Raw genomic sequence first — 12,900 nt, 5'->3', positions numbered from 1 at the left:
GCGCGCGGCCCTTCAGTAACCCCCTGGCCGCGGACGCGGGCGCTGGGGAGGACTGCATCAAGTGACCACTAAGAGACGTGCGCTCCGCGCCACCGCGGTTGCCGTGGCCTTGGCCGCGAGCGCCGCGACGGCTTCGGCTTTCGCCACAGCGCAGGCAGATGACCAGACATCGGGTTCCGGTGCTTCCATCGTCGACCGCCGTGACCCGGCGGCACCGTCGAAGGGACAGGACCACGACCTGGAGGGCCCCTTCAGCAAGCAGCAGGACGCAGAGCGTCAGGCCGCCCTGGAGCAGGTCATCTCGGGCGACAAGAAGGTCTCGACCCGGGACGGTTCGAAGGTCGTCAAGCTCGACGACAAGAAGTACGTCGAGCTCGGCCGCGAGAAGACCGACAAGATCTTCACCATCCTGGTGGAGTTCGGCGACCAGGTCGACGACACCACCATGTTCGACCCGGACGGCGACGGCCCCAAGCCGCCCGTCAAGAAGTACGGCGGCACGGCCGGCCCGGCGCACAACCAGATAGCCGAGCCCGACCCGGCGAAGGACAACAGCACCGCCTGGAAGGCCGACTACAACCAGGAGCACTTCCAGGAGCTGTACTTCGGCGAGGGCAAGGGCGTCGACTCGCTCAAGACCTACTACGAGAAGACCTCCTCCGGCCGTTACTCGGTCGACGGCGAGGTCTCGGACTGGGTCAAGGTCCCGTACAACGAGGCCCGTTACGGTTCCAACTACTGCGGCAGCACCAACTGTGCCAACGTCTGGGACACGGTCCGCGACGGCGTCAACGCCTGGGTCGCCGACCAGAAGGCCAAGGGCCGCACCCTCGAAGAGATCAAGACGGACCTGGCGCAGTACGACCAGTGGGACCGTTACGACTTCGACGGCGACGGCAACTTCAACGAGCCCGACGGCTACATCGACCACTTCCAGCTGGTCCACGCCGGCGAGGACGAGTCCGCGGGCGGCGGTGCCCAGGGCACCGACGCGCTGTGGGCCCACCGCTGGTACGCGTACGGCACCAACGCCGGCGCGACCGGCCCGGCCAACAACAAGGCCGGTGGCGCGCAGATCGGCGACACGGGCATCTGGGTCGGCGACTACACCGCGCAGCCCGAGAACGGCGGCCTGGGTGTCTTCGCCCACGAGTACGCCCACGACCTCGGTCTCCCGGACCTGTACGACACCTCCGGCGGCGGCGAGAACTCGGTCGGCTTCTGGTCCCTGATGTCGGCGGGCTCCTGGCTCGGCACCGGCACCGGTGAGATCGGCAACCTGCCGGGCGACATGACCGCCTGGGACAAGCTCCAGCTGGGCTGGCTCGACTACGCCACGGCCAAGGCGGGCAAGACCTCGCTGCACAAGCTGGGCGTGTCCGAGTACAACACCAAGGACAAGCAGGCGCTCGTCGTCGAGCTCCCGAAGAAGGCCGTCACCACCTCTGTCACGAAGCCCGCCGAGGGCTCGAAGCAGTGGTGGAGCGACATGGGCGACGACCTGTCGAACACGCTGACCCGCTCGGTCGACCTGACCGGCAAGTCCGCCGCGTCGCTGGACCTTTCGGGCTGGTACGACATCGAGGCCGACTACGACTACCTCTACACCGAGGTGTCGGAGAACGGCGGTGCCAACTGGACCGCTCTGGACGGCACGGCCGACGGCAAGGCGATCCCGCGCGACGCCAGCGACAAGCCGGCGCTGACCGACGTCTCGGGCGCGTACAAGAAGCTCTCGTACTCCCTGAACGCCTACGCGGGCAAGAAGATCGACCTCCGCTTCCGCTACCAGACGGACGGCGGCGCGGGCGGCAAGGGCTTCACCGCCGACGCCATCACGGTGACCGCCGACGGTGCCGCGCTCTTCACGGACAACGCCGAGGGCGACGACAACGGCTGGACCGTCAAGGGCTTCTCGCGCATCGGTGAGTCGTTCACCAACGACTACCCGCAGTTCTACATCGCCGAGAACCGCCAGTACGTCTCGTACGACAAGACCCTCAAGGTCGGCCCGTACAACTTCGGCTTCTCGTCGACCCGTCCCGACTGGGTCGAGCACTACCCGTACCAGAACGGTCTGATGGTGTGGCTCTGGGACCAGTCCCAGAAGGACAACAACACCTCCCAGCACCACGGCCAGGGTCTGATCCTCCCGATCGACTCGCACGCCAAGCCGCTGAAGTGGGCGGACGGCACGCTGCTGCGCAACAAGATCCAGCCGTTCGACGCTCCGTTCAGCTGGCAGCGGACCGACGGTTTCACGCTGCACAAGGCCGACGTGCCGCTGCAGATCAAGCCGTCGCGCGGTGTCCCGGTCTTCGACGACCGCAAGGGCACCTACTGGTACGCGGAGAACCCGACCGGAAGTGTCAAGGTCACTGACACGAACACCCGGATCTCGATCGTCGGCGAGCCGCTCAGCGGCTCCACGATGACCGTCCTGGTTGGTCCGTCGACCAAGTAGTCAGCATCACCGCAGGTCAAACCATGATCGGCCGTCGCCCTCTAGCGGGCGGCGGCCGATCGTGTTTAGGTGCGTCTTGTTCAGATCCTTATTGACATGACGTCTCACGGGGGAGCGCGGAAGATGGCTGGTGGAGGTTTCTGCAGGCTGCCGAACGGCACGGTGGTGGTGGCACTCACCCTGACCCATACGGCAGAGGGGGCGGACCCGGCGGCGCCGGTGCGGATCCTGGTGCACGCGGCCAACCGGGCACGCGCCCTGACGCGGCTGCGCAACCTGGGCCTGCGCGCCGTCTACCTCCGCGGCAACACCCATCCGCCCACGCCGGACGAGATCACGGCCGTGCTGCACCACCCGGACGGTCTGCTGTGGCGGGCCTCGCCGCAGACGGGCCAGGAGCTCTGGCACCCCATCCGGGCCCTGCTGAGACCGAGCGGCGGTTACGCGGGCCCGGTCCGCCCTGCCGCCTGATCGGAACGCCCTAGACCGCGGGCCGGACCACCGGCTTCCCGGTGAGCTCCACGCCCGCGGTCCGGAGCTCCGTCAGCGCCCGCTCGGTGGTCCCCTCGGCGACTCCCGCGGTCAGATCCAGCAGGACATGCGTGGTGAAGCCCTCGCGTGCCGCGTCCAGCGCCGTCGCCCGGACGCAGTGGTCGGTGGCGATACCGACCACGTCGACCTCGGTGACGGAGCGGTCCCGCAGCCACTGGGTGAGGCCGACACCGTTCTCGTCGACCCCCTCGAAGCCGCTGTACGCCGCGGCGTAGGCGCCCTTGTCGAAGACGGTGTCGATGGCGCCCGAGGCGACGGCGGGGGCGAAGTTCGGGTGGAAGCCCACCCCCTCCGTACCGGCGACGCAGTGCGCCGGCCAGGAGTGCTCGAAATCGGGGCTGTCCGAGAAGTGGTCGCCCGGGTCGACGTGGTGGTCGCGGGTGGCCACCACATGGCGGTATCCGGCCTGGGCCTCACCGATCAGATCGGTGATGGCGGCGGCGACGTCGGCGCCTCCCGCCACCGCGAGGCTGCCGCCCTCGCAGAAGTCGTTCTGAACGTCCACGACGATCAACGCGCGGTGCATGGCGGGTGTCCTTCGATGGGGGAGTGGTGCGGTGGTGGGCCGGGTGGGGATGCCATCGAGCCTAGAGACTCCGGCCCGACAATCAAGCCCGTCCGGCCACCGCTCCGTACGGGCCTGATCGCTCAGAGGTATTCGGTGGGAATGACCGGCTCGCCGCGCGACAGCTGGCTCGCCGACATCGGCAGGCCGTCCCGGGCGGCGATGTGCCGCTCCCGGGCCGCCTCCAGCGGCTCGCGCGCGATCACCTCGCCGTCCCGCACCAGCTCCACCAGCAGCTGCCGGCCGGCCAGCTCCTCCGGGACGGGGCCGGTGCCGATCACCTCGGCCTCGGCCACCCCGTACGCGTCCAGCCGGCGCGCGGCCCACTTGCGTCCGCCCACCGAGGTCTTGCCGCCCAGCGACTTCTTGGCGACCGGACGCAGCGGGTCGGAGGGGTCGGCGGAACCCGCGCGGGCGACCAGCTTGTAGACCATCGAGCAGGTGGGCTGCCCGCTGCCGGTGACCAGCTGCGTGCCCACGCCGTAGGCGTCGACCGGCGCCGCGGCGAGCGAGGCGATGGCGTACTCGTCCAGGTCCGAGGTCACCACGATCTTCGTCTCGGTGGCGCCCAGCTCGTCCAGCTGCTGCCGCACCCGGTGCGCGACCAGGAGCAGGTCGCCCGAGTCGATCCGTACGGCCCCGAGCTCCGTACCGGCGATCTCCACCGCCGTACGGACCGCCTCGGTCACGTCGTACGTGTCGACCAGCAGGGTCGTGTTCCGGCCGAGGGAGTCGACCTGGGCCTGGAACGCGTCGCGCTCGCTGTCGTGGAGCAGGGTGAAGGCGTGTGCGCTCGTCCCGACGGTCGGGATGCCGTACCGGAATCCCGCGGCCAGGTCGGAGGTGGTGTCGAAGCCGCCGACGTACGCGGCGCGCGCCGAGGCCACCGCCGACAGCTCGTGCGTGCGCCGGGCGCCCATCTCGATCAGCCCGCGGCCACCCGCGGCGGCCGACATCCGGGAGGCGGCGGCGGCGATCGCCGAGTCGTGGTTGAGGATGGAGAGGATCACCGTCTCCAGCAGTACGCACTCGGCGAAGGAGCCTTCGACCCGCAGGATCGGCGAGCCCGGGAAGTACACCTCGCCCTCCGGGTAGCCCCAGATGTCGCCGCTGAACCGGTAGTCGGCCAGCCATTCGAGTGTCGGTCCGTCGACGATGTTCCGGTCGCGGAGGAAGGCCAGCATCTCGTCGTCGAAGTGGAAGTTCTCCACCGCGTCGAGCACCCGCCCGGTGCCTCCGACCACTCCGTAGCGCCGCCCCTCGGGCAGGCGCCGGGTGAATGCCTCGAACACCGAGTGCCGGTCCGCGGTGCCGGCCTTCAGTGCGGCCTGCACCATCGTGAGCTCGTACTGGTCGGTGAAGAGTGCGGTCGACGGCACACCGACCCGTCGCCCAAGGTCCGCTGAGTTCATGACACGGATGCTACCCCCTATTTCGTCAAAGTGACGAGATGTGGGGTCCGTTTGTGCGATGAGCCCTTCCGGGTGGCAGCATGGGGTAGGTGAGCGTTGCTGCCCCCGTAGAGATCGAACGTCCCGAATCGGCCGAGGAGACCTCCGTCGTCCCCGAGCCCGATGTCCCCTGGGTGACGCTGGTGCACAACGACCCGGTCAACCTCATGAGCTACGTGACCTATGTCTTCCAGGCGTACTTCGGCTACTCCAAGGACAAGGCCCACAAGCTGATGCTGGACGTACACCAGAAGGGCCGTGCCGTCGTCTCCAGCGGAAGCCGCGAGGAGATGGAGCGCGATGTCCAGGCCATGCACGGCTACGGTCTCTGGGCGACCCTGACCCAGGACCGCAACTAGCCCGTCGCCGCCCCGCCCCTCCTTCCGCCCCACCATCGGAGAATCCATGGCCGGCCATTTCGAGGCCACCCCCGGCGGCGGCGCGGCCGTCGCGCTCGACGAGGTCGAGATCGCCATCCTGCGCTCCCTCGCCGTCCAGCTGCTGGAGCTGATCGGCCCCGGCGACCAGCCCGCCGAGGGGGAGGACCCGCTCGCCGCGCTCTTCGCGGAGGGCCCCAGCGAACCGCCGTCCGACCCCGCCCTGGCCCGGCTCTTCCCCGAGGCGTACGGGGACGAGGACAAGGAGCTGCGCGAGGCGTCCGCCGAGTTCCGCCGCTTCACCGAGAACGACCTGCGCAACCGCAAGCGCGACGACGCCCTCGCCGTCGTACGGACCCTGGACGCCCTCGCCCCCGTCGGCGACGGCGGCGCCGTACTCAGGCTCACCGCCGAGGAGTGCCACAACTGGCTGGGCTCCCTCAACGACCTGCGGCTCACCATCGGCACCCGTCTGGAGGTCACCGACGAGGACGGCGGCGAGGACGGCTCGCTCTACCGCCTTCCCGACAGCGACCCGCGCAAGCCCATGGTGATGGCCTACCTCTGGCTCGGTGCGCTCCAGGAGACCCTCGTCGAGACACTGATGCCGTAGCCGCCCCGCAGGTGTTCGCTCAACGGACGCTCAAATCCGAATAACGATCGCGTCACCTGAATGGCCTTTTTTGCTGCGCCTGGAAACGCTTGTCCGCTTTTTCCTGTGGTGTGCGCCACACAATGACTCCTGGGCTGCCCCGGCCTGCGTGATAAATCTTCACGACCACCCGGGGACGCCACCCCTGTTCCCGGGGGCGCTACAGACCGGCCGAACGCCGGCGGCACTCCATCCATATCCGGGGGGATCAGGACCTGATCCGTAGCCTGCGAGGGCGCGGATCGGCGTGGAGAAAGGCGCATCACCATGACATCGGCGCAGGTCGACAAGGGGCACTCGGGCCACGAGGCCGCGAATGCCGAAACAGCGGGCGAGGGTTACCAGCGCGGACTGGGAGCCCGTCAGATCCAGATGATCGCCATTGGCGGAGCCATTGGCACCGGGCTCTTCCTGGGCGCGGGCAAGGCCATCGACCGGGCGGGGCCCAGTCTCATCCTGGCCTACGCCATCGCGGGCCTGGTGATCTTCTTCATCATGCGGTCCCTGGGTGAACTCCTCATGTACCGCCCGGTGTCGGGATCCTTCTCCGAGTACGCCCGTGAATTCATCGGCCCGTTCTTCGGATTCGTGACCGGCTGGACGTACTGGCTGTTCTGGGTGGTCACCGGAATCACCGAGGTCACGGCCGCCGCGACCTATATGACGTACTGGTGGGACATTCCCCAGTGGCTGTCCGCGCTCGTATTCACGTTCATTCTGTACGGCGCCAACCTGATCTCCGTGAAGCTCTTCGGTGAGCTCGAATTCTGGTTCTCGATGGTCAAGGTCACCGCGATCATCGGCATGATCCTGATCTGCGCCGGCGTCCTCACGATCGGCTTCTCCGACGCCGGGGACACCGCGACGGTCGCCAATCTCTGGAACGACGGCGGATTCTTCCCCAAGGGCATCGGCGGCACGCTGATGACCCTCCAGATCGTGATGTTCGCCTTCCTCGCCGTCGAGCTCGTCGGTGTCACGGCGGGCGAGTCGAAGGAACCGAAGACCGTCCTGCCCAAGGCCATCAACACCGTGCCGTGGCGCATCGCCGTCTTCTACGTCGGCGCGCTGATCATGATCCTCTCCGTGGTGCCGTGGAGCTCGTTCAAGCCGGGCGTCTCCCCGTTCGTCGCCGCGTTCGAGCAGATGGGCCTCGGCGTCGGCGCCGCGATCGTGAACTTCGTCGTGCTCACCGCGGCGCTGTCCTCCTGCAACTCCGGCATGTACTCCACCGGCCGCATGCTCCGCGACCTGGCGCTCAACGGGCAGGGCCCGAAGGCGTTCACCAAGCTGACGAAGAACGGCCTCCCGCTGGCGGGCACCACCTTCTCGGCCGCGCTGATGCTCGTCGGCGTCTGGATCAACTACCAGTGGCCGGGCGACGCCTTCACGTACGTCGTCTCCTTCGCGACCATCTCCGGCATGTGGGCCTGGATCATGATCCTCGTCTGCCAGATCCGCTACCGCGCCAAGGCCGACCGCGGTGAGCTGCCGCAGTCCACCTTCAGGGCGCCCGGCGCCCCCTTCACCAGCTGGTTCGCCCTCCTCTTCATCGGCCTCGTCATCGTCATGATGGCCGTCGACAAGGACGCCCGGATCTCGCTGTACTGCGCCCCGCTCTGGGCCCTGATCCTCGGTGTCTCCTACCTGGTGCTCAAGGCCCGCAACCCCGAGAACACCGCCTTCGTCAAGCGCTGACCCCGCCCGGAGGCTGCCCCGGACGAACGGCCGCCCCAACGGCCCCGTCCACCATGCGGTCCCGTGCGTACCACTCCCCGGTACGCGCGGGCCCGCATGCATATCCTGAACGCCATGCTGACCATCACCCAGGCGCTGTACGACCAGATCGTGGCGCACTCCCGCGCAGACCACCCCGACGAGGCGTGCGGCGTGGTCGCGGGCCCGGCCGGAACGGGCCGAGCCGAGCGCTTCATCCCCATGCTCAACGCCGCCCGCTCGCCCACGTTCTACGAGTTCGACTCCGCGGACCTGCTGAAGCTCTACCGCGAGATGGACGACCGCGACGAGGAGCCCGTGATCGTCTACCACTCGCACACGGCGACCGAGGCGTACCCCTCGCGCACCGACGTCACGTACGCCAACGAACCCGGCGCCCACTACGTCCTCGTCTCCACCGCGGACACCGACGAGGCGGGCCCCTTCCAGTTCCGCTCGTACCGCATCGTGGACGGCGAGATCACGGAGGAAGACGTCAAGGTCGTCGAGGCGTACTGACCCGTCCGTGACGACCATCTGACAGACTGCACGCAGACCAACGAGGCGGCAGGAACCAGGAAGCCGGTGCAAGTCCGGCACGGTCCCGCCACTGTGACCGAGCCCTCCGGGAGAGTCATCTCCGGGACAGGGAACGGGAGTCAGGAACTGACCTGCCGCCTTCTCGCATCGACCAGGGGACGAGGAAATCCCCCGGAGAGGCTCGCCATGTCCAGGCGCACCCCCGCGCTCATAGCCGCCGTGCTGCTGCTCCCGCTCGCTCTCACCGCCTGCTCCACCGCGGACGGGACGAAGAGCTCCGGGGACGCGAAAGCGGCACCCGGCTTCCCGTACACCGTCACCAACTGCGGTGTCACCACGACGTACGAGGCGCCCCCGAAGCGCGCCGTCACCATGAACCAGCACGTCACCGAAGTGATGCTGGAACTCGGCCTGGCCTCCTCCCTCGTCGGCACCGCCTACCTCGACGACAAGGTCCTCCCGGAGTACGCCGAGGAGTACGAGGCCACCCCGGTCCTGGCCAAGGAGTACCCCTCCTACGAGAAGCTCCTCGCCGCGGCACCCGACTTCGTCTACGGCGGCTACGACTCCGCGTTCGCCGCGAGTGACGGCCGCAGCCGCGAGGCGCTGAGGAAGTCGGGCATCGACAGCCGCCTCAACACCGAGTACTGCGCCAAGGGCGACACCGCCATGGACACCCTCTACGAGGAGGTCCGCGAGGTCGGCCGCACCTTCGGCGTCGCCGACCGCGCCGAACGCTGGATCCGGGACGCGAAGGCCACCAACGCCGCAGCCGCCCAGAAGCTCGAGAACGTCGAACCCGTCTCGGTCTTCGTCTACGACAGCGGCGACAAGACCGCCTTCACCGCGGGCGGCAAGGGCATCGGCAACGAGATGATCACCCGGGCCGGCGGCCGGAACGTCTTCGCCGACCTCGACAAGCCCTTCGGTGACGCCTCCTGGGAGAACGTCGTCGCCCGCAAGCCCGACGTCGTCCTGATCTACGACTACGGCGCCACCACCGTCGCCCAGAAGAAGAAGCGCCTCCTGGAGGACCCGGCTCTCGCCGACGTCCCCGCGATCAGGAACAAGCGGTTCGCCGTACTGCCGCTGTCCGACGCGGTCCTGGGCGTCCGCGCCCCCGCGGCCGTGGAGACCCTCGCGGCCCAGCTCCACCCGGAGACGGCCGCCGCCCGGTGAGCTGCCGCGCCCCCGACACGCGCCGGCGCCTGCGGTACACCCTCGTCGTCGGCGTCCTCGCCGCCGTCCTCGGTGCGGCCGTCGTCGCCGCCCTCGCCCTCGGCTCCGTCCGCATCCCGCCCGGCCAGGTCCTCGACATCCTGACCGGGCGGGCCGGGCCGAGCCCCTTCCGCACCATCGTCCTCGACGTACGGCTGCCCCGCGTCCTGCTCGGCATCGTCGTCGGCGCCGGACTCGCCGTCATCGGCACCGTCCTCCAGGCCCTGGTCCGCAACCCGCTCGCCGACCCGTTCCTCCTCGGCGTCTCCTCCGGCGCGTCCACCGGCGCCGTCCTCGTCATCGTCCTCGGCATCGGGGCCGGACTCGCCACCACCGTGACCATCCCCGCCGCCGCGTTCGCCGGCGCCCTCGCCTCGCTCGTGCTCGTCTACACCCTGGCCCGCGGCGGCTCCGGCCTCACCACCAACCGGCTCGTCCTCGCCGGAGTGGCCGTCTCCTACATCCTGTCCGCGCTCACCAGCCTGATCCTGGTCACCTCCGCCCGCGCCGACCACCTCCAGGAAGTCCTGTACTGGACGCTCGGCGGCCTCGGCTCGGCCCGCTGGGACATGCTCGCCCTGCCCACGACGGTCCTCGTCATCGGTACGGCCCTGCTCCTCACCATCGCCCGCCCCCTCGACCTGCTGCTCGTCGGCGAGGAGGGCGCCACCGTCCTCGGCCTCGACACCGCACGCTTCCGCGCCGCCGTCTTCGTCCTCGTCTCCCTGCTCACCGGCGCCCTCGTCGCGTACAGCGGAGCGATCGGCTTCGTCGGCCTGATGGTGCCGCACATGGCCCGGATGGCCGTCGGCGCCGGACACCGCGCCCTGCTGCCCGTCGCCGCGCTCGGCGGCGCCGTCTTCCTCGTACTCGCCGACCTCGCCGCCCGCACCGTCGCCGCACCCCAGGACATCCCCGTGGGCGTACTCACCGCCCTCACCGGCGGCCCGTTCTTCCTCTGGATGCTGCGCCGCCGCCCCGAAGGAGCGCCCGCATGACGACCCTGCGCACCGAGGGCCTCTCGTACGGGACCGGCGTGGGCCGGCACCTCGTCGACTCCGTCGACCTGACCGCCGCAGCAGGCGAGACGGTGGGCCTCGTCGGCCCCAACGGCAGCGGCAAGACCACGCTCCTGCGCTGCGTGTACGGCACCCTCCGCCCCACCCACGGCCGGGTCCTCCTGGACGGCGACGACCTTGCCACCCTCCCGGTGAAGGCCCGCGCCCGCCGCATCGCCACCGTCCCGCAGGACGGCCAGGCAGGATTCGAGCTGACCGTGCGCGAGGTCGTCGCCATGGGCCGCGCCCCGCACAAACGCTTCTGGGAGACGGACACCACCGCCGACCACGCCCTCGTCACCGAGGCCCTGGACCGCGTGGGCATCACCGCGCTCGCCCCCCGCGCGTTCGCCTCGCTCTCCGGCGGGGAACGCCAGCGCGCCCTGGTCGCCCGCGCCCTCGTCCAGCAGCCCGCGCTCGTCGTCCTCGACGAACCCACCAACCACCTGGACATCCGCTACCAGTTGGAGATCCTCTCCCTCGTCCGCGACCTCGGCACGACGAACCTCCTCGCCCTGCACGACCTGAACCTCGCCGCGTACTACTGCGACCGGATCTACGTGCTCCGGGACGGCCGGGTCGTCGCCTCGGGCACCCCGACGGACGTCCTCACCCCGGAGCTGCTCAGCTCCGTGTACGGCGTCACGGCAGAGGTCACAAAGCACCCCACGACGGGCGCGCCGACCGTCGTCTACCTTCCCTGACGGCCCACACTGTCCACCCAGTGAACGTTCACCATCCACCATGCGAGATCACACTCGGGTTTCCGGGGCGGGAATCGATACGATGACCGCATGGTTCTCCATGACGTGAGCGACAGGACGCCGGGCATGCTGCTCGTCGCGCGGCTGCACGTCGACCTGTGCAGGCTGTCCAGCGCGATCTGTCCCGGCTGCAGCCTGCCCGTGAGCCGCACGGTCTGAGCCGCGGTCCGAGCGCCACCCACACGCCCCACCCCCGCGCGGGGGCAGAAACGCGCGCCCCACGCCACCTCTCCGCTTCCGACAGGAGCCCACGCCATGGCCATCGAGGTCCGCATCCCGACCATCCTCCGCACCTACACCGACGGCGCCAAGGCGGTCGAGGGCAGCGGAGCGACCATCGCCGACCTGCTCGCCGACCTGGAGAGCCGCCACACCGGCATCCGCGAGCGCATCGTCGACGGTGGCGAGCTCCGCCGCTTCGTGAATGTGTACCTGAACGACGAGGACGTCCGCTTCCTCGATGGCATCGACACGAAGCTGAGCGACGGCGACAGCATCACCATCCTCCCGGCCGTCGCCGGTGGCATGCGCTGATGCGGTACGACTCCCCGCTGGCGGCCGTGGGCAACACGCCCCTGGTCCGTCTGCCACGGCTGTCCCCGTCCGAGGACGTGCGCATCTGGGCCAAGCTGGAGGACCGCAACCCCACCGGCTCGATCAAGGACCGCCCCGCGCTCCACATGGTCGAACAGGCGGAGAAGGACGGCCGCCTGACGCCCGGTTGCACGATCCTGGAACCCACCAGCGGCAACACCGGTATCTCGCTCGCCATGGCGGCCAAGCTCAAGGGCTACCGCATCGTCTGCGTCATGCCGGAGAACACCTCCCAGGAGCGCCGGGACCTGCTCGCCATGTGGGGCGCGGAGATCATCTCGTCCCCGGCGGCGGGCGGCTCCAACACGGCCGTCCGCGTCGCCAAGGAACTGGCGGCCGAGCACCCCGACTGGGTGATGCTCTACCAGTACGGCAACCCGGACAACGCGGGCGCCCACTACGCGACCACCGGACCGGAGATCCTCGCGGACCTCCCGTCCATCACCCACTTCGTGGCCGGCCTCGGCACGACGGGCACGCTCATGGGCGTGGGCCGCTATCTGCGCGAACAGGTCGAGGGCATCAAGATCGTGGCGGCCGAGCCGCGCTACGACGACCTCGTGTACGGCCTGCGCAACCTCGACGAGGGCTTCGTGCCCGAGCTGTACGACGCCTCCGTCCTCACCACCCGCTTCTCCGTCGGCTCCGCCGACGCCGTCACCCGTACCCGCGAACTCCTCCAGCAGGAGGGCATCTTCGCGGGCGTCTCCACGGGTGCGGCCCTGCACGCCGCGATCGGTGTCGGCAACAAGGCCGTGAAGGCCGGTGAGTCCGCCGACATCGTCTTCGTCGTCGCGGACGGCGGCTGGAAGTACCTGTCGACGGGCGTCTACACCGCCCCCACGACGGAAGCGGCCATCGAAACGCTTCAGGGCCAGCTCTGGGCGTAGCTGCCCGGCACCTCACTCGACGCCGGACGGGCCGAAGATCCAGCCCGTCCGGCGTTCGA

Annotated in this window: 14 protein-coding genes and 1 riboswitch; of the genes, 12 read left to right on the top strand and 2 right to left on the bottom strand. The window is 69.4% G+C overall.

Features of this window, described 5'->3' with window-relative positions:
- Window positions 1-61 precede the first annotated feature (61 nt).
- Together OG230_RS13305 and OG230_RS13300 are read left to right on the top strand one after the other, a co-directional pair.
- On the top strand, window positions 62-2,464 hold the full coding sequence (locus tag OG230_RS13305) for an immune inhibitor A domain-containing protein (protein WP_328910406.1): 2,403 nt from the start codon (window positions 62-64) through the stop codon (window positions 2,462-2,464).
- A gap of 123 nt (window positions 2,465-2,587) precedes the next feature.
- Window positions 2,588-2,935 carry a hypothetical protein gene (locus OG230_RS13300; RefSeq protein WP_328910405.1) on the top strand — a complete coding sequence of 116 codons (348 nt, stop codon included), beginning with the start codon at window positions 2,588-2,590 and terminating at the stop codon, window positions 2,933-2,935.
- Between the two features lie 10 nt (window positions 2,936-2,945).
- On the opposite strand, the gene OG230_RS13295 is transcribed toward OG230_RS13300, so the two are convergent.
- Entirely contained in the window at window positions 2,946-3,542 is a 597-nt protein-coding gene (locus OG230_RS13295) for an isochorismatase family protein (protein WP_328910404.1), read from the bottom strand.
- Window positions 3,543-3,664: 122 nt separating this feature from the next.
- The gene (locus tag OG230_RS13290) at window positions 3,665-4,993 is read right to left on the bottom strand and encodes a nicotinate phosphoribosyltransferase (RefSeq protein ID WP_328910403.1); all 1,329 of its coding nucleotides are present in this window, start codon (window positions 4,991-4,993) and stop codon (window positions 3,665-3,667) included.
- A gap of 89 nt (window positions 4,994-5,082) precedes the next feature.
- Here OG230_RS13290 and clpS point away from each other — a divergent pair, with 89 nt between their 5' ends.
- The 10 genes from clpS to OG230_RS13240 all read left to right on the top strand — a co-directional run bounded on the left by clpS (window position 5,083) and on the right by OG230_RS13240 (window position 12,841).
- Window positions 5,083-5,391: an ATP-dependent Clp protease adapter ClpS gene (gene clpS, locus OG230_RS13285; RefSeq protein ID WP_185300569.1), complete on the top strand. Its 309-nt coding sequence runs from the start codon at window positions 5,083-5,085 to the stop codon at window positions 5,389-5,391.
- Window positions 5,392-5,437: 46 nt separating this feature from the next.
- Window positions 5,438-6,022 carry a DUF2017 domain-containing protein gene (locus OG230_RS13280; RefSeq protein ID WP_328910402.1) on the top strand — a complete coding sequence of 195 codons (585 nt, stop codon included), beginning with the start codon at window positions 5,438-5,440 and terminating at the stop codon, window positions 6,020-6,022.
- A 306-nt stretch (window positions 6,023-6,328) separates the two neighbouring features.
- Complete coding sequence (locus OG230_RS13275) at window positions 6,329-7,759, top strand: amino acid permease (RefSeq protein WP_328910401.1); 1,431 nt, start codon at window positions 6,329-6,331, stop codon at window positions 7,757-7,759.
- A 114-nt stretch (window positions 7,760-7,873) separates the two neighbouring features.
- Window positions 7,874-8,296, top strand: a complete 423-nt coding sequence (locus tag OG230_RS13270; RefSeq protein WP_328910400.1) for a M67 family metallopeptidase — start codon at window positions 7,874-7,876, stop codon at window positions 8,294-8,296.
- Between the two features lie 13 nt (window positions 8,297-8,309).
- Window positions 8,310-8,466, top strand: a riboswitch (cobalamin riboswitch).
- A gap of 37 nt (window positions 8,467-8,503) precedes the next feature.
- Window positions 8,504-9,496, top strand: a complete 993-nt coding sequence (locus tag OG230_RS13265; RefSeq protein WP_328910399.1) for an ABC transporter substrate-binding protein — start codon at window positions 8,504-8,506, stop codon at window positions 9,494-9,496.
- Window positions 9,493-10,533 carry a FecCD family ABC transporter permease gene (locus OG230_RS13260; protein WP_328910398.1) on the top strand — a complete coding sequence of 347 codons (1,041 nt, stop codon included), beginning with the start codon at window positions 9,493-9,495 and terminating at the stop codon, window positions 10,531-10,533. Before OG230_RS13265 ends, OG230_RS13260 begins: the two co-directional genes overlap by 4 nt.
- The gene (locus tag OG230_RS13255; RefSeq protein WP_328910397.1) at window positions 10,530-11,297 is read left to right on the top strand and encodes an ABC transporter ATP-binding protein; all 768 of its coding nucleotides are present in this window, start codon (window positions 10,530-10,532) and stop codon (window positions 11,295-11,297) included. The genes OG230_RS13260 and OG230_RS13255 overlap by 4 nt, the downstream gene beginning before the upstream one ends.
- 90 nt (window positions 11,298-11,387) lie before the next feature.
- Window positions 11,388-11,516 carry a putative leader peptide gene (locus OG230_RS13250; RefSeq protein WP_328910396.1) on the top strand — a complete coding sequence of 43 codons (129 nt, stop codon included), beginning with the start codon at window positions 11,388-11,390 and terminating at the stop codon, window positions 11,514-11,516.
- Window positions 11,517-11,612: 96 nt separating this feature from the next.
- Window positions 11,613-11,891 carry a MoaD/ThiS family protein gene (locus OG230_RS13245; protein ID WP_328910395.1) on the top strand — a complete coding sequence of 93 codons (279 nt, stop codon included), beginning with the start codon at window positions 11,613-11,615 and terminating at the stop codon, window positions 11,889-11,891.
- Window positions 11,891-12,841 (top strand): PLP-dependent cysteine synthase family protein, encoded by a 951-nt coding sequence (locus OG230_RS13240; protein ID WP_328910394.1) that lies wholly within the window; start codon window positions 11,891-11,893, stop codon window positions 12,839-12,841. Before OG230_RS13245 ends, OG230_RS13240 begins: the two co-directional genes overlap by 1 nt.
- Window positions 12,842-12,900 lie beyond the last annotated feature (59 nt).

Source organism: Streptomyces sp. NBC_00234, assembly GCF_036195325.1.
Taxonomy (GTDB): domain Bacteria; phylum Actinomycetota; class Actinomycetes; order Streptomycetales; family Streptomycetaceae; genus Streptomyces.
The sequence above is the reverse complement of the archived record's forward strand: the minus strand, read 5'-3'. Positions and strand labels throughout refer to the sequence as shown.

What these genes read in the sequence shown, in the direction of transcription:
- OG230_RS13240 (WP_328910394.1), top strand. Translation starts at nt 11,891, where the DNA reads ATGCGGTACGACTCCCCGCTGGCGGCCGTGGGCAACACGCCCCTGGTC.
- OG230_RS13300 (WP_328910405.1), top strand. Translation starts at nt 2,588, where the DNA reads ATGGCTGGTGGAGGTTTCTGCAGGCTGCCGAACGGCACGGTGGTGGTG.
- OG230_RS13270 (WP_328910400.1), top strand. Translation starts at nt 7,874, where the DNA reads ATGCTGACCATCACCCAGGCGCTGTACGACCAGATCGTGGCGCACTCC.
- OG230_RS13265 (WP_328910399.1), top strand. Translation starts at nt 8,504, where the DNA reads ATGTCCAGGCGCACCCCCGCGCTCATAGCCGCCGTGCTGCTGCTCCCG.
- OG230_RS13280 (WP_328910402.1), top strand. Translation starts at nt 5,438, where the DNA reads ATGGCCGGCCATTTCGAGGCCACCCCCGGCGGCGGCGCGGCCGTCGCG.
- OG230_RS13275 (WP_328910401.1), top strand. Translation starts at nt 6,329, where the DNA reads ATGACATCGGCGCAGGTCGACAAGGGGCACTCGGGCCACGAGGCCGCG.
- OG230_RS13290 (WP_328910403.1), bottom strand. Translation starts at nt 4,993, where the DNA reads ATGAACTCAGCGGACCTTGGGCGACGGGTCGGTGTGCCGTCGACCGCA.
- OG230_RS13295 (WP_328910404.1), bottom strand. Translation starts at nt 3,542, where the DNA reads ATGCACCGCGCGTTGATCGTCGTGGACGTTCAGAACGACTTCTGCGAG.
- OG230_RS13250 (WP_328910396.1), top strand. Translation starts at nt 11,388, where the DNA reads ATGGTTCTCCATGACGTGAGCGACAGGACGCCGGGCATGCTGCTCGTC.
- OG230_RS13255 (WP_328910397.1), top strand. Translation starts at nt 10,530, where the DNA reads ATGACGACCCTGCGCACCGAGGGCCTCTCGTACGGGACCGGCGTGGGC.
- OG230_RS13245 (WP_328910395.1), top strand. Translation starts at nt 11,613, where the DNA reads ATGGCCATCGAGGTCCGCATCCCGACCATCCTCCGCACCTACACCGAC.